Annotated in this window: 12 protein-coding genes, 1 pseudogene and 1 riboswitch; of the genes and pseudogenes, 9 read left to right on the top strand and 4 right to left on the bottom strand. The window is 70.7% G+C overall.

Translation table 11 applies throughout. The annotated features are described in order from the left end of the window. Nucleotides 1-27 precede the first annotated feature (27 nt). Genes ACIQRW_RS06205 through ACIQRW_RS06190 form a run of 4 tightly spaced genes read left to right on the top strand, consistent with a single transcriptional unit; the run spans nt 28 to nt 8,238 of the window. Nucleotides 28-1,602 carry a TIGR02677 family protein gene (locus ACIQRW_RS06205; RefSeq protein WP_403755112.1) on the top strand — a complete coding sequence of 525 codons (1,575 nt, stop codon included), beginning with the start codon at nt 28-30 and terminating at the stop codon, nt 1,600-1,602. Continuing rightward, on the top strand, nt 1,599-2,864 hold the full coding sequence (locus ACIQRW_RS06200; protein WP_403755109.1) for a TIGR02678 family protein: 1,266 nt from the start codon (nt 1,599-1,601) through the stop codon (nt 2,862-2,864). Before ACIQRW_RS06205 ends, ACIQRW_RS06200 begins: the two co-directional genes overlap by 4 nt. Further along, nucleotides 2,861-7,003 carry a TIGR02680 family protein gene (locus ACIQRW_RS06195; RefSeq protein ID WP_403755106.1) on the top strand — a complete coding sequence of 1,381 codons (4,143 nt, stop codon included), beginning with the start codon at nt 2,861-2,863 and terminating at the stop codon, nt 7,001-7,003. Before ACIQRW_RS06200 ends, ACIQRW_RS06195 begins: the two co-directional genes overlap by 4 nt. After that, entirely contained in the window at nt 7,000-8,238 is a 1,239-nt protein-coding gene (locus ACIQRW_RS06190) for a TIGR02679 family protein (RefSeq protein ID WP_403755103.1), read from the top strand. Before ACIQRW_RS06195 ends, ACIQRW_RS06190 begins: the two co-directional genes overlap by 4 nt. 342 nt (nt 8,239-8,580) lie before the next feature. Here ACIQRW_RS06190 and ACIQRW_RS06185 read toward each other — a convergent pair whose 3' ends face one another. The 3 genes from ACIQRW_RS06185 to ACIQRW_RS06175 form a co-directional block, all read right to left on the bottom strand. Then, nucleotides 8,581-9,102: an SMI1/KNR4 family protein gene (locus tag ACIQRW_RS06185; protein ID WP_403755100.1), complete on the bottom strand. Its 522-nt coding sequence runs from the start codon at nt 9,100-9,102 to the stop codon at nt 8,581-8,583. Between the two features lie 176 nt (nt 9,103-9,278). Beyond that, nucleotides 9,279-9,524, bottom strand: coding sequence for a hypothetical protein (locus ACIQRW_RS06180; RefSeq protein ID WP_403755097.1), 246 nt, complete (start codon nt 9,522-9,524; stop codon nt 9,279-9,281). Beyond that, the gene (locus ACIQRW_RS06175; protein ID WP_403755094.1) at nt 9,524-9,661 is read right to left on the bottom strand and encodes a hypothetical protein; all 138 of its coding nucleotides are present in this window, start codon (nt 9,659-9,661) and stop codon (nt 9,524-9,526) included. The genes ACIQRW_RS06180 and ACIQRW_RS06175 overlap by 1 nt, the downstream gene beginning before the upstream one ends. A 137-nt stretch (nt 9,662-9,798) precedes the next feature. Here ACIQRW_RS06175 and ACIQRW_RS06170 point away from each other — a divergent pair. The 5 genes and pseudogenes from ACIQRW_RS06170 to ACIQRW_RS06150 form a co-directional block, all read left to right on the top strand. Continuing rightward, a pseudogene (locus ACIQRW_RS06170) lies at nt 9,799-10,023 on the top strand (IS3 family transposase); the annotation flags it as partial. 18 nt (nt 10,024-10,041) lie between these two features. Then, entirely contained in the window at nt 10,042-10,341 is a 300-nt protein-coding gene (locus ACIQRW_RS06165) for a transposase (RefSeq protein WP_403755354.1), read from the top strand. Nucleotides 10,342-10,642: 301 nt separating this feature from the next. Continuing rightward, on the top strand, nt 10,643-11,314 hold the full coding sequence (locus tag ACIQRW_RS06160; RefSeq protein WP_403755092.1) for a lytic polysaccharide monooxygenase: 672 nt from the start codon (nt 10,643-10,645) through the stop codon (nt 11,312-11,314). A 120-nt stretch (nt 11,315-11,434) separates the two neighbouring features. Further along, nucleotides 11,435-12,991, top strand: coding sequence for a PQQ-dependent sugar dehydrogenase (locus ACIQRW_RS06155; RefSeq protein WP_403755089.1), 1,557 nt, complete (start codon nt 11,435-11,437; stop codon nt 12,989-12,991). A gap of 934 nt (nt 12,992-13,925) precedes the next feature. Beyond that, a riboswitch (guanidine-III (ykkC-III) riboswitch) is annotated at nt 13,926-13,992 on the top strand. 12 nt (nt 13,993-14,004) lie between these two features. Further along, entirely contained in the window at nt 14,005-14,319 is a 315-nt protein-coding gene (locus ACIQRW_RS06150) for a DMT family transporter (RefSeq protein ID WP_403755086.1), read from the top strand. 143 nt (nt 14,320-14,462) lie between these two features. On the opposite strand, the gene ACIQRW_RS06145 is transcribed toward ACIQRW_RS06150, so the two are convergent. Next, entirely contained in the window at nt 14,463-15,371 is a 909-nt protein-coding gene (locus ACIQRW_RS06145; RefSeq protein ID WP_403755083.1) for a DUF4394 domain-containing protein, read from the bottom strand. Between the last annotated feature and the right edge of the window lie 9 nt (nt 15,372-15,380).

Genomic DNA, 15,380 nt, shown 5'->3' with positions numbered 1-15,380 from the left:
ACCGCCGCCACGGCACAATAGCGAGTGATGACCAGCACCACCGCTCCAGGCCCCGGGCCGGACGGGTTCAGCCCCTTCGCCCACCTCACCGTGCAGAACACCGCCCTCTACCGGCAGGTGATGCGGGCGTTCGTCATGGCCAAAGAACACTTCGCCGTGCATCTGCGTCCCGAGGACGTGTACGCCGCACTGCCCGGGGAGGTGCGGCCGGGCGAGCTCGACGGGGTCGTCAAAGCACTGGACAAGCTCGTCGAGTGGGGGAACCTGCGGGCCGACCCCGACACCGGGCGGGTCAGCGCCGTCGAGGACTTCTACCGCAAACGCTTCATCTACCAGCTGACCCGGGCCGGGGAGGCTGCCGAGGAAGCCCTGGCCGCCTACGACGAGGCGCTCGGGCGGCGCGGCGCCCTTCAGGCCATCGCTCTGCACGACATCGTCACGCAGCTGCGGGCCCTCCTCGTGCTCACCGCCGACGAGCAGCCGGACCCCGGCAAGACGTACCTCGCGTTCGACGCGCTCGCGAGCCGGTTCGCCGCTCTCGCCGACAACGCGCGTGCGTTCATGAGTTCGTTGCAGCGCACCATCGACCTGCACGAGGTGGAGGAAGCTGTCTTCCTCGCGTACAAGGACCGCCTCATCCAATACCTGGAGCGCTTCATCCAGGACCTGATCACCCTGGGCGGACGCATCGCACAGCTCATCCTGGAGCTGGAGGATTCGGGCCGGATCCAGGTCCTGCTCAGGGCCGCCGCGGGGCGGGAGGCGACCGACGCCGCTCCCGAGGACGCGGAGCCCGCCGCGCGGAAGGCATACGCCCACTGGGCCGGTCGCTGGGACGGGCTCGCGGTGTGGTTCCTCAGCCGGGACGGCCGCGAGTCGCAGGCCAGACTGCTGCGTGGTCGCGCGCTGGGGGCCATTCCGCAGATGCTGGCCGTCGTCCGGGTGCTGGGGGAGCGCCGGGCCGGCCGGTCGGACCGGTCCGCCGATTTCCGCACCCTCGCCCGCTGGTTCGCCGAGGCCCCCGACGACGCGTCGCGGCACCAGCTGTGGCGGGCCGCCTTCGGCCTCCACCCCGCCCGGCACCTCACGGCCGACGCGGACACCCTGGCCGCCCGCCTGGCTGCACCGGTGCCCACCGCGACTCCCTGGGCCGCCGCGGAGCCGCTGCGGATCAGCCCCCAGCTGCGCCGTACCGGCAGTTACGAGCGACGGGGCAAGCCCCGCAAGGTCGAGGACCGCCAGGAGCGTCGTCGTCACCTCGCCGAGGTGGCGGCCAAGCAGGTGGCCGAGACCGCCGCTGCCCGGGACCGCCTCGTCACCGACGGAGCGGTCAGACTCTCCGAACTCGGCGAGCTCGACCCGGTGTCCTTCGGCCTCTTCCTCCAACTGCTCGGCGACGCACTGGCCACCTGGCGGCCCGGCATGCGGCACACCGTGGCCACCAGCAACGACGGCTCGATGGAGATCAGGCTGAGCGCCCTGGCGGAGGGGCCGCCGACGGAGATCCGTACGCCGTCGGGGACGTTCCACGGGCCCGATCATCTCATCGAGATTGTCGATCTGACCGACGACAGGTCGTTGCACGGAGGAAGCGGACGATGACCACGCCACCGGCTCCGGCCGAAGTGCTTGAAGGACAGCGTGCCGCTGAGCTCCGCAAGGCCGCCCGCGCCCTGCTCAAACAGCCGCTCCTGCTCGCCCACGGCCAGCACGCGGACGCGTTCCGGCTGGTGCGGCGGCACGCCGCCGAACTGCGCGAGTGGTTCGACCGCAACACCGGCTGGCCACTGCACGTGGACGCCGAGACCGCCCGGCTGCGCAAGATCCCCGGCGTGCTCCACGACTCCACGCATCCCGCACGCGAGGCGACCCGCGCCGCAGCCCCCTTCACCCGTCGCCGCTATGTCCTGCTCTGTCTGGCCCTGGCAGCCCTGGAGCGCGGCGAGTCCCAGATCGCCCTCGGCCGTCTCGCCGACCAGGTCGTCCTCGATGCCACCGACCCCGGGCTGGTCGCGTCGGGCATCCACTTCACCCTCGACCGCAGGGACGAGCGCCTCGACCTCGCGGCCGTCGTGCGGCTCTTGCTCGGTCTCGGCGTGCTGCGCCGGGTCGCCGGGGACGAGGACGCGTACGTGAACGGAGCGGGCGACGTGCTCTACGACGTCGAACGTCGGGTACTGGCAGGGCTCCTCGCCACACGTCGTGGGCCCTCCACCGTGCAGGCCGAGGCCACCGCCGACCGGCTGGCGCAGCTCGTCGCCGAAACCGCCCTCGACAGCGAGGAGCTGCGCTTCCGCGCGATGCGGCACGCACTCACCCGCCGACTCCTGGACGACCCGGTGCTCTACTACGACGAGCTGAGCGACGCCGAACTCGGCTACCTCACGAGGCAGCGGGGGTTCCTCACGGCCAGGGTGGCCGAACTGACCGGTCTGGTCCCGGAGATCCGCGCTGAAGGCATCGCCATGGTCGACCCCGAAGACGACCTCACCGACGTACGGATGCCCGAGCAGGGCACCCACGGCCACATCACCCTGCTGCTGGCCGAGTACCTGGCGCGGGCGGCCGGGCCCGTCACCACCCACCAGCTCACCCAGCGGGTGCGGGAACTCGCCCTCGTACACGGCACGTTCTGGTCCAAGGCCGCGAGGGAAGCAGGTACGGAGGCCGAGCTAGTCGAGCAGGCCGTCGCCCGGCTCGCCGCCCTCGGCCTGGTCTCCCGGACCGCCGACGGAGCCGAACCCCGCCCCGCGCTGGCCCGATACGCGGTCGGTGAACCCGTCGTCCTCGAACCAGGAACACCACCCGCAGGCACACCCGGCAGCGCGCGCACGCCGGCACAGCGAAAGGCCGGTCAGGCGTGACCACCCCGCTCCCCGAACCCCTCCGCACCCGCTGGCAGCCCCTGCGGATCGGGCTCGTCGACCTCTTCCACTACGACGTGGAGGAGTTCCACTTCCGCGACGGACGCCTGCTGCTGCGTGGCAACAACGGCACCGGCAAGTCCAAGGTGCTCGCCCTCACCCTGCCCTTCCTGCTCGACGGCGACCTGAGCCCGCGAAGGGTGGAGCCGGACGGGGACCCCGGGAAGCGGATGGAGTGGAACCTCCTCCTCGGCGGCGAGCACCCGCACAGCGAGCGCCTCGGCTACACCTGGATCGAGTTCGGCAGACACGACGCGAGCACAGGGGAGAGCCACTTCCGTACGCTGCTCTGCGGGCTGAAGGCGGTGAGCGGACGCGGGATCGCCCGGCACTGGTACGCGGTCACCGACCTGCGCGTCCAGCACGTACCCGGCACACCCGTGGAGGGCTGCCTCAGCCTGGTCGACGCCACCGGCACGGCTCTGACCAGAGACCGTCTCGTCGAAGCCGTCGCCGACCACGGCATGGTGTACGACCAGGCGAAGACCTACCGCAGAGCCGTGGACGAGGCCCTCTTCGGGCTCGGCGAGCAGCGGTACGGCGCCCTGGTCGACCTGCTCGTCCAGCTGCGCCAGCCCCAGTTGTCCAAGCGCCCCAACGAGGCAGCCCTCTCCCGCGCCCTCACCGAGGCGCTGCCACCGGTGGACCAGGCCGTGATCGCCGACGTGGCCGAGGCGTTCCGGTCACTCGACGAGGAGAAGACCGAACTGGCGGCGGCCTCCGCGGCGGAGCATGCCGCCGCCGGCTTCCTGGAGCACTACCGGCGCTACGCACGCGTCGCCACCCGCCGCCGCGCCCGGCTGCCACGCGCCGAGCACTCCCGCTATGAGCAACGCCAACGCGACCTCGCAGAGGCGCAGGCCCAGCAGGCCGGGGCCGAGGAGGAGCGGCAGGCGGCAGCCGACCTCATCGCGAGGCTGGAGGAGCAGCGGAACCGGCTCCGCGCCCAGGACGCGGCCCTGCGGGAGAGCCCCGAGATGCGCAGCGCCAGAAATCTGGAGCAGGCGCACTACGAGGTGGAGCGCACGGCGCGTGCGGCCGAGCGCGCGGACAGCGACCGGGACCAGGCGGCGCGGCTGCACGCCAAGGGCCTCCAGCGGCTCGGCGCCGCCGAGAACCGGCTGCGGGCCGCCGACGGGCACGCCCGGAACACCTACCGGAAGGCGGCAGAGGCCGCGGCGACCGCCCGGGTCGTCCTCCCGGCGGACGACCTGCCGGACGACGGACGCGCCCCGAGCGAACTGCGCGGCGCCGTCGAGGAGTCCGTGGAACGGGGTCGCCGTGCGCTCGCCCACGTGACGGACCTCGCCCGGACCGCAGCGCGCACCTCGGAGGAACGGCGCACGCGTGCCGTCCGGCTGGACGAAGCCGACGCCGACCGGTCCGCGGCCGCTGAGGAGCTCGGCCGGGCGGAGGAGGACGCGGTGCGCGCGGGCCGGGCGCTGCTGGACGAGGTTCGCACTCGCGCCCGTGGCTGGACCGAGCTCGCCTACGCGGACGAGCCCGGTCTGTTGGACGAACTCCAGGAGTGGGTGGGCCGTCTCCACGGCCCGTACCCGGCACGGGCCGAGGCCGCGCGCGCCCACAGCTCCGCGTCCGCGCGGCTGGCCGAGCAGGCCGCCGCCGCAGGCCGGCGCCGTGCCGAACTCACCGGGGCGGCCGACGGGCTGCGGCAGGAACTCGCCGCGCTGGAGGCCGGCGGGCGACGCCCGCCGCAACCGCCGCACACCCGCACCCCCGGCCTGCGCGAGCGTCTGACGGGCGCCCCACTGTGGCGGCTGGTGGACTTCGAGAACGGGCTCTCCGCAGCGGAACAGGCCGGTCTCGAGGCCGCCTTGGAGGCGTCCGGGATGCTCGACGCCTGGGTGCTGCCCAGCGGTACGGTTCTCACCGCGCACAGCCACGAGGTGCTGCTCGCCCCGGCAGGGGCTCCGGTGCGAGGTCCGTCGCTCGCGCACCTGCTGCGCCCGGCCGTGGACCAGGGGGACGCGGGGGCCGCGGCTGTGGGCGAGGCGACCGTGGCCCGGGTGCTTGCCGCGATCGGCACCGGGCCGGAGGACGAAGCCGGAACCTGGGCCACCATCGACGGGCGCTTCCGGGTCGGCGCGCTGACCGGCCGGTGGGCCAAGGCCACCGCCGCGTACATCGGCGAGGGTGCGCGGGAGGCGGCCAGACGAGCCCGTATCGAGACGATCCACGGTGAACTCGTCGCTCTCCAGGGCGAGTTGTCGACGCTCGCGGAACTGGCCGGCGCGGTGGCCGCCCGCCGCGAGGTGCTGGACGCGGAGGTGGCGGACGTACCGGACGAGACCGCCCTCACCCGCGCGCACGCCCGCGTAGCCGCTGCCGCGGAATCCCTGCGCCGGACCGGTGAACGGCAGGAGGAGCGAGCCGCCGCCCTTCTGGAGGCGACCGGCCGGAGCAAGGCGGCGGCGGAAGAACTCGCCCGGACCGCAGAGGACTTGAGGATGCCGTCCGACGAGGACGGGCTGACGGCGGTACGTGACGCACTCGGCGCCCTGGCCGAGGTGCTGGCAGCCCTCTGGCCCGCCCTGCGCGAACGCGGTGAGGCCGGCGGCCAGGTCGCCGACGAGCGTGCCGACGCCGGGCAGGCCGCCGAGCGTGCCGCAGAGCTCGCGGAGCGCGCGAAGGACGCGGAGAACGAGGCGGCGGCGGCCGACGAACGCTTCAGCACCCTGCGTTCCACGGTGGGCGCCGCCGTCGACGAGCTCCAGCGCCTGCTGGCGCGGACCGCGGAGGCGTCGCGCACCTGCGAGAGCGAGCAGCAGACCGCCCACCGGCGTCATGCCGAGGCCGACCGGGCCGCGAGCAGGGCCGAAGGCCGTATCGAGCAGTTGCACGAGGGGCTGGCGGAGACGGCCGAGGCGCGTACGGAGGCGATTGCCGCACTCCAGCGGTTCACCGCCACCGGACTGATGGCCGTGGCGGTGCCAGACATGGAGGTGCCCGCTGCGGAAGGCGGAGCATGGGCCGCGACCCCCGCAATCACGCTGGCTCGCGCCATCGACGCGGAACTGTCCTCCACCGACGACTCCGACAGCGCCTGGGAACGGGTGCAGCGCCGGCTCAGCGAGGAGTTCAAGACCCTCCAGGACACCCTGTCCCGGCACGGACATCGGGCGTCCGCCCGGATGGTGGAGGACGGCATGGTCGTCGACATCACGTATCAGGGCCGCGAACGAGCCGTACCGGACCTGGCCGCGGCCCTGGCCGTCGAGGTCGGTGAACTGTCCCGCATCCTGTCCGCACGCGAGCGGGAGATCCTGGAGACCCACCTGGTCACGGAGGTCGCGGGGACGCTCCAGGAACTGATCGGCGCCGCAGAGCGGCAGGTGCGGGACATGAACGTCGAACTGGAGGAGCGGCCGACCTCCACCGGCATGCGGCTGAGGCTGGTGTGGCGGGCATCCCGTAAGGCCCCCGCCGGGCTCGCCCCGGCCAGGGAGCGGCTGCGCCGGTCGGCCGATGTCTGGACCGCCGAGGACCGCGCGGCCGTGGGCGAGTTCCTCCAGGAGCAGATCGCCCGCCAGCACACCGACGACGCCTCGGGCAGCTGGCTGGACCACCTCACTGCCGCACTCGACTACCGGACCTGGCACGAGTTCGGCGTCGAGCGGCACCAGCAGGGCCGCTGGATCCCGGCCACGGGACCCGCCTCCGGCGGCGAGCGGGTGCTCGCCGTGTCGGTGCCACTGTTCGCCGCCGCGTCCTCCCACTACGCGAGTGCGGGCAGCCCGTACGCACCGCGCCTGGTCACCCTCGACGAGGCGTTCGCCGGAGTGGACGACGACTCCCGCGCCAAGTGCCTGGGCCTGCTGCACGCGTTCGACCTCGACGTCGTGATGACGAGCGAGCGCGAGTGGGCGTGTTACCCGCAGGTGCCCGGCATCGCCATCGCCCAGCTGTCGAGGATCGATGAGGTCGCGGCGGTGCTCGTCACCCGGTGGGAGTGGGACGGCACGCGGAGGCGGCGCGGTGCGGAGCCGGCGGGACCCGGCTACGCGGTGCCCGCACCCCGCACCGAGGCGGCCGACGCGTCGGAGCCGCTGTGGAAGTGACGCCCGGGACTGCGCCGACGGTCGATGACGTACGGCTGCGCAGACTCCTCGGCGCACCCGGCCTCAGCTGGCTGGTCGACCGTGCGCGCCGACGCCTGGAGCGCGGGCAACCGCTCACCGGCCCGGTGTCGCTGAGAGCGCCCTCGTCCGACCAACGGATGGCGGCGGAAAGGCTGTTGGGTCGTGCACCGGGTGGCGGGCGGTCCTTGTCCGTGCGCCTCGAAGCGGTGGACGACCTGCTGCGCCGTTCCGGCATCAGCCCGGCGGGACTGACCGCGGCCGTGGTGGCACTCACCGGCCCGGTCACCCTCCTCGGCCCGGCGCGCGCCGAGGAGGAGCGGGCCTGGGCACAGGCGTACGCCCCGCTCGACGCCTTGGCCGACGAGTTCCCCGCCCTCGGACCCTGGACCGAACGGCTTCGCGGCGACGGCCTCGTACGACGCCTCGCCGGTACACCCACCGCAGCCGCCGACCTGCTCGGCCAGGTGGCCACTGTCGTGAGAGCCCTCCCGGCGGAGCCGGCGATGTCGCTCCCCGCGTTCGCCTCCCGGCTCCTGGGCAGCGCCCACGCCCTGGACGACGGGACCCCGCTCTGCACGCTCACCCTCTCCGGCGTCCGGGCGCTGACCGGGCTCCCCGACACGGGTGGCGTGCAGGGGCGGCGCGAGGCGTGGACATCGGTGGGCCTGCTGCGTGACGAGCTGTCCTCGACCGTGCTCGCGCTGAATCTGCGGGGCACTCCGGCCCTGGACTGGATGGCCGATGCGGGCGAGCCCGCCGTACTGACCCTGCGGCAGCTGACCCGGCAGCCGCCCCGCTCGGCGCCGCCGACGGTCCGGATCTGCGAGAACCCGGCGGTGCTCGCCGCAGCCGCCGACACGTACGGCACCGGGTGCGCGCCGCTGGTCTGTCTCCAGGGCCAGCCGTCCGCCGCCGCCCTCGTCCTCCTGAGCCATCTCCACGCGCACGGCAGCCGCTTCCGCTACCACGGCGACTTCGACTGGGGCGGCCTGCGGATCGCCGGCGCCCTGCTGCGTCGGGTCCCCTGGACCCCGTGGCGCTACACCGCGGCGGATTACCGCACCGCCGTGTGCAACCTGCCATCCGGCCCGCCCCTGACGGGGGTGCGGGCAGAAGCCCCGTGGGACCCGGATCTGCCGGACGCGTTGCAGGAGGCGGGGGTGCGGGTGGAGGAGGAGGCGGTGTTGGGGGATCTGCTGTCCGACCTAGGGTGAGATGAGGGGACGGGCCCGGCCCCGCCACATCCGGAAGCGGCCGCGACGACGTCCGCGTCCGACGGCACGAACCGACCCGCACCCTCGACGCCACGGTTCCCGACCGTGCTGCTACGCGGGAGGCACGCACCCGTTGCATGCCCCCTGCATCACGGGGCGTCTTCTTCAGCCCGGTCGGTGTGTGGGGAGCTCCGTATGTCGCCAACACCGAGGCCGGTACGGCTGCGGGCGTTGGCCGTCGTCCGTGCCGTCGTCGCACTCGAACTCGCCGCCTGATCAAAATGGAACGGAACGCGGCGGCATCTCCTTTAGCCAAAACAGCAGATGCCGCCGCGTTCATTTTCAGGGAAGGAACTCCCAGGACGGGCCATCAGGCGCGCGGTCGCGAGAGCACAACGTTACGTCCTGCCCTTTGAGATAATCCAGCAGCCATTCGCTGAACGTCACCTCGTAAAGGGTCCAGGCCGGACTGTCGAACTCCTGGACGACGACGCGCCAGGGCGGCGAAGAGTCATCGGGAACGCGAAGGAATATCGCTTCTCCGGTTGTTGCCGTCGCCACCGGGATCAGCTCACCGGGCTTCGTCCCTGCCGGACTGGGCAGGAATTCTGCCATGTCCTCCTCGCGCCAGAGCTCGAGATTCTCCCTGATGAATCTTCCGAGGTCGTGCAGTAGATGGCTGGCGGGGTGCTTGAGATACAGCTGTCCATTGATCTCGATCGAACCGTAGGCGTTCACGATCTCGCGAAAGTCGGCCGGGAATTCGGCACCGATTTCCCGCTCCAGTTCGATCCATGGTGCTGGATCCGACCAGTTGAACCGCGGTTCACCCAAAAGGGCTTGGATTTCTGAAAGCGTTGCCACCACTAGACCCCTTCTAGCGCGTCGAACCGAGCCCGGTCCTGGAGTTGATCACAGTACAGGACAAAGAGTGCACGATTCCACCGCCTCCGTATTCGGTCATTCCCATCTGAACGGTCGTGGAAACGGCCGAACGAGGGTCTCCGCATAAGGTAGTGATCTGCATGATCAGGTTGCCCCTATTCAACGCCGTCCACCCGAAACGTTCCCACGTTGCCGACCTCGTCGTACTCGAGCTTGGCCGTACGGTCGGTGATGTTCCGGAGCCGTCCTGGAGTACGGGACTGCTGTTCCTCGCCCTCCGAGGTCAGGAACAGGGTGCGTTCCTGCGGCCCGGCGGTCGTCTCATCCTTCAGCCTGACCGCGCGCCCTTGTTGTTGGTGGGCGTCTTGCCCCAGCCCTGGGTGAGGGAGGTGGCGCCCCATCAGTGGCGGCCGACCTCCTCGACCTGCGCGACGGTGCCGGAGAAGTCCCCGCCCAGGCAGCGGTCGGTGTACGTGTACGACGTCACCTGTGGCGAGGCGACCGAGGGCGACGCGCCGACCGATACCGTGTTGACCAACTCACGTGGATGGTAGGTGTACTTGGAGTACTGATCCGGGTGGCTGACGGTCCTCAATTATTCGTCGGCACCGTACATGTACGAGGGGTGGTCGACGCAGGTCAGAAGGCCACAGCGTCAAGCGGGCGTGTGAGCTGATGAAGGTCTCCCGGACCGCCTTCTGTGCCCGTCGCTCCGGTCTGCCCGGCCCTCGCGCGGTGCGGGATGCCGAGCTGACCAAGCAGATCACCCAGGTTCATGCGGGATCACGCGGAACCTACGGGGCCCCACGCGTGCATGCCGTGCTCATGCGCGAGGGTGCCGGGTGCGGCCGTCGTCGTGTCGCACGACTGATGCGGGCCGTTGGGCTGCAAGGCCGGCACTCCAGACGACGGCACTCCGTGATCTTCCATGCGGACAGAGACTGCCAATACACCAGCCAGCAATTCGCCGCCCTGGCAGCCCGGTTCGAGGTCCGGCTGTCGGTCGGCCGCACCGGCCAGTGCTGGGACAACGCGCTCGCCGAGTCGTTCTTCCCAACCATCGAACGCGAACTGCTCGGCACCTCCGCCCGGCCCAGCCGGGCCGCAGCCCGCACCGCGATCTTCGACTTCATCGAAGGCTGGTACAACTCGCACCGACTGCACAGCAGCCTCGGCTACCTCAGCCCCGCCGAGTACGAGACCGCACTCACGGCCTGACCACCACACCAATGGTGTCCGTCAAAGCGGAGCAAGCTCACAGATCGTGTCGTCGAGCATGTCGGTCCAGCGGATGCGGGCAGGGTAAGCCCGCGGTCGGTGCGGGGCACGGCAGAGGAGCCCTTGGGGGCAGGCCCGACGTCCGTCCTCGGAGCATAAGCGCTTTGCGCCATGCGGCGTTGAAGTGGCGTGAACAGATGTTGCCTATCCCGCCACGCCATGCGCACTGTGGAAGTGCGGGAGCGCTCCCACACCCGTAACCCTGTCGGCTTCTCCGGCTCCCCCGCGGAAGGAAGAGACCATGAATTGTCATGTACGCAACAGCTCGAAGTGGCGCACTTTAACGCTCGTCCTGAGCACCGTCGCAGCGGTGCTCCTCAGCATGACCACATGGAGCGGCACAGCCACGGCTCACGGGTCGGTCGTCGACCCGGCGTCACGCGCCTACGGCTGCTGGCAGCGCTGGGGCAGCGATTTCCAGAACCCGGCCATGGCACAGCAGGACCCGATGTGCTGGCAGGCGTGGCAGGCCAACCCGAACGCCATGTGGAACTGGAACGGTCTGTACCGCAACGGTTCCGGAGGCAACTTCCAGGCGGTCGTACCGGACGGCCAGCTGTGCAGCGGCGGCCGGACCGAGGGCGGTCGCTACAACGCGCTGGACACCGTGGGCGCGTGGAAGACCGCGAACATCACCGATGACTTCACCGTCGAGCTGTACGACCAGGCCAGCCACGGCGCGGACTACTTCAAGGTCTACGTCAGCCGACAAGGCTTCGACCCCACCACCCAGGCGCTGCGCTGGAGTGACCTCGAACTGGTCGCGCAGACCGGAAGGTACGGGCCCAGCCAGAACTACTCGATCCCCGTGAGCACGTCCGGCTACACCGGTCACCATGTCGTCTACACGATCTGGCAGGCATCGCACATGGACCAGACGTACTTCCTGTGCAGCGATGTGAACTTCGACTGACCTCACCGCTCACCGGGTGATCCCGCCGGACGTCACATGCCCGGCGGGGCTCCCGTGTCCCGACGCCCCCTCGTGTACCGACGCCACCGCCGTGCAGGCGTCCTCGACTCCGGAGCCGACATGTCGCGACACCGCTGGGCCGGGCAGCTCCTGCTGACCCTCCTGTTGACCACTCTCACCGCATTGCCCGCCGCCGCCCGGTCCCTCGCGGACGCCCCTCCGGTGAAGGCGACCACCACACCGACCGACGCGGCGACAAACGCCTCCTCCGCCCCTCTTCCGTCGCTCCGCGCGAGCACTACCCAGGTCGCTTCCGGACTGAGACGGCCGACCGCCGTCGTCGCACCCGATGACGGCACTGATCGCTTGTTCATCACCGAGAAGTCCGGAACCGTACGTGCCTATCACCCCCGTACCGGCCTGACTCCGGAGCCGCTCGTCGACATCACGTCGGCCGTGGACGAATCGGGCAACGAGCGCGGTCTGCTCGGCATCGCCGTTCCGCCCGACTTCGACGACAGCCGCAGCGTGTACCTGGCGTACACGGCACTGCCCGACGGTGCGGTCACCGTCGCCCGCTACCGGCTCGACGATTCCCGCCTGGAGGTCCTGCTCTCCCAGCCACACTCCGAGTTCAGCAACCACAACGGCGGCCAGCTGGCGTTCGGCCCGGACGGTCACCTGTACTGGAGCATCGGTGACGGCGGCGGTTCCGCGGACCCCCTTCGCGCCGGGCAGCGACTGGACACCCTGCTGGGCAAGATCGTGCGCATCGACGTAAGCCGCAGCTGCGGCTCGCTCCCCTACTGCGTGCCCGAAGACAACCCCTTCGTGGACACCCCCGGCGCCCGCGACGAGATCTGGCTGTACGGGCTGCGCAACCCGTGGCGATTCTCCTTCGACAGCATCGACGGCTCGATGTGGATCGGCGACGTCGGCCAGGGCCGGTGGGAGGAGGTCGATCACATCAGGCCCGGACAGGGAGGTCTGAACCTCGGCTGGTCCTGCTACGAGGGCCTGGAGAAGTTCAGCGGGGGCGACTGCGACGCCGACGAAACGTACACCGCGCCGGTTTTCACCTACTCCCCGTACACCGGCGGCTGTTCGGTCATCGGCGGTCACGTCTACCGGGGCGACAAGCACGCCGACCTCGTGGGCGGCACGTACATCGCCACCGACTACTGCTCCTCCACCGTCTGGGCGCTGCGCCCCGATGGCGAAGGCGGCTACGAGCAGGCCGAGATAGGGGAGATGCCCACCCAGGTGACGGCGATCGGTACGACCGTCGACGGGGAGCTCTACGCGGTCAACGACCTGCCAGGCGGCCTGCACCGCATGTCCTTCGCCCAGGAGGAACCCACCTGCCGAGTGCAGCCCACCGTGCTGGCATGGGGCACCGGTACGACGGTCGACCTGACGGTCACCAACACCGGCAGCACTCCGGTGAACGACTGGACACTGAAGTTCCCGCTGGCCCTCGGGCAGACCGTCACCTCCGACTGGAACACCGACCTCACCCAGGGAAGCAACACGATCACGGCCGCCAACACCTCGTACAACGCCACGATCGCTCCCGGCGCGAGCATCACCCTCGGCTATCTCGCCGCCCATACCGGCGACTCGTCCCCACCGCCGCGCTTCACGCTCAACGGGGACGCCTGTACGGTCGGCCGCTGAGAGCAGCTGCTGCGGCGTTCGCGATCTGCACGTGCGCCCTCGGCCTGCCCACCGACGAACCCTCGATCCATGCCACCCGCTCCCGCCTGGAACGACTCGGGTGTGGAGGGGCCACGGCGCGGGTGTCGTGACCCGTCGGCGGGGCGGCACCGGCGCTACCGGATCACCCTCTTGTCGGCGGCCGTGGCCCGGGCTCCCGGGCCGCAGGCCCTTGGCAGCGCCGACCACGGCGTCATGATCGGCGCCGCCGACGGCGGGAGCTGGGAGATCGCGGCCGAGGAGTACGAGACCGCCCGCCGCCCCTACGTCTACCCGGGGACCTTCGACCAGGTCGTGGACGCCGCCCGCGCTGTCTTCACCACCTTCCGCGACGCCGTCGCGCCGTGGCGCTCGGCCGACACCCCGGCCGCCGGACTCGCCGCCCGTGTGCTGTGGTCCGCGACCGTCCGGCCGAAGGGCTTCGTGACCAGGACCCGCCACCTCGCCGAAGGGGCCGGCCCGGCCCGGCGACGCGTACGAGAAACTCTCCCGCCGGACGGAGTTCTGGCTCACCGCATGCCGCACCCCGGGCGCGACTCTGCCCCACTACGAGCACGGCAACGACAGCGGATGGGACAACGACACCACCTTCGATCCCGAGCGCGTCGTCGTCACCGCCGATCTCGCCGCGTTTCGTTTTCCGACTGCGCGCCCTGGCCGACTTGGCGCGGACGCACGACGAGCTCAGGCATCTGCCATGCGAGGACCGGGCTCGTGTCGTACGCGGACGAAGCGTCGGGGGCGTGTGTGCGCTCCGTCGAATCACGCGTGCGCGGCTCTGGCAGGGAAGCGACCGGACCAGAGTCACGACATGCCCCACCTTCCGGTCAACCCCGGTGACGTGCGGTGATGGGTGGTCGACGTTGCCAACGGCGACCTGATGTGCGACTTTGGAGTGGAGCCCGGGAATGGGGCTTCCGGACGAGGGGTGCCGTACCCGGTGTGCGACAAGACGGCCCGTACTGGAGGCCTTCATGTCGTGGATCATTCTTGCTCTCTCGGGCATTCTGGAAGCTGTGTGGGCTACGGCCCTGGGCAAGTCCGAGGGCTTCAGCCGGCTCACCCCGACCCTGGTTTTCGCCGTGGCCCTGACCGCGAGCATGGGCGGCTTGGCGTACGCGATGCGGGATCTGCCCGTCGGTACCGCGTATGCGGTGTGGGTGGGGATCGGTGCGGTGCTCACCGTTCTGTACGCCATGCTCACAGGCGGTGAGTCGGTGAGCGTACTGAAGGTTGTCTTCCTGGTACTGATCGTCGGCAGCGTGGTCGGCCTCAAGGCCGCCCACTGAGCCCACGCATGCCCGACTGTGCCCCACCTCGAACGAGGTGGGGCACAGTCGCGTAAGGAAGCGGGTCGCGGTTCGTCACGCTTCAGGGCGGAGTTCTACGCGTGCGTGCGAGGCCGCGGTCCCTGCCACGCCTGCGTCTGCGTTCAGCTCTGGTTGAGGGGGAGGGCCACGTCGGTGACCTGGTGGTTCTTGGGGAAGGAACCGATGCTCTGTGCTCGGCCGGTGAGGATGTTGACGTCGTGGAAGCGGTAGGCGCCGTTCACGCTGAGAGCCGCGAAGCCGTGGTTGGTCCGGTTCCGGTGGGAGAAGTAGATGTCGAATCCGGCGTTCGGACCGGCGTTGACCCCGAGGTTCCCGGTGGGGGCGAGGCTGCCGGCGTTGGCGGGCGACTGGAGCGAGACCCGGTCGTTCGTCGTGTCGATGTCGAACAGCGCCGTCGCGGTGTCCGCGTTGAGGTCGTTGTTCGTGTACGCGGCACCGGTCACGCCCTTGGCCGATGACGGGGGCGTCGTCGGGTTGGTCAGAGGACCGTCGACGGTGGTGGTGCGCGGGGCGGCCGGGTCGTCGATGTTGTGGCGCAGGTTCTGGCCGGTGTCGCTGATGACGCGCAGCCGGTTCGCCGCCGGGTTGAAGTCGACCCCGAAGAACGTGCCGGCCAGTGCCACGGTCAACTGGGAGACCTTGGCCGCCTTCGCGTTGCGGGTGTTCAGGGTGTAGATGCCGCCCTTGTCGCCGACCCCGTACAGCTTGGTGTTCTGCACCCGGAAGTCGATGCCGACCAGCTTGGTGTCCTTCTTGAGGCCGCTGACCTTGCCCAGCTGCCAGGGCCTGGAGGGATCCCCGGTGCGGAACTCCACCAGCCGCTGGCCGGTGGTCAGGCCGATGACCGCGAGGCCGTCGTCCGCGGCCCGTCGCTCATCGGCCTTCCGCGGCCCCGAAGCTTCCTGTGCGGTCCGGTCGGGCGACGGGCCGACCGCCCAGGCGCCTGCCGATGCCGGCACCACCGAGGACACCGCCGCGGTCAGGGCCACGGCGAGAACTGCTTTGCGCATCTGTGTCTC

Origin of the sequence: Streptomyces sp. NPDC091287, assembly GCF_044768525.1 — a bacterium.
GTDB lineage: Bacteria > Actinomycetota > Actinomycetes > Streptomycetales > Streptomycetaceae > Streptomyces.
The sequence above is the reverse complement of the archived record's forward strand: the minus strand, read 5'-3'. Positions and strand labels throughout refer to the sequence as shown.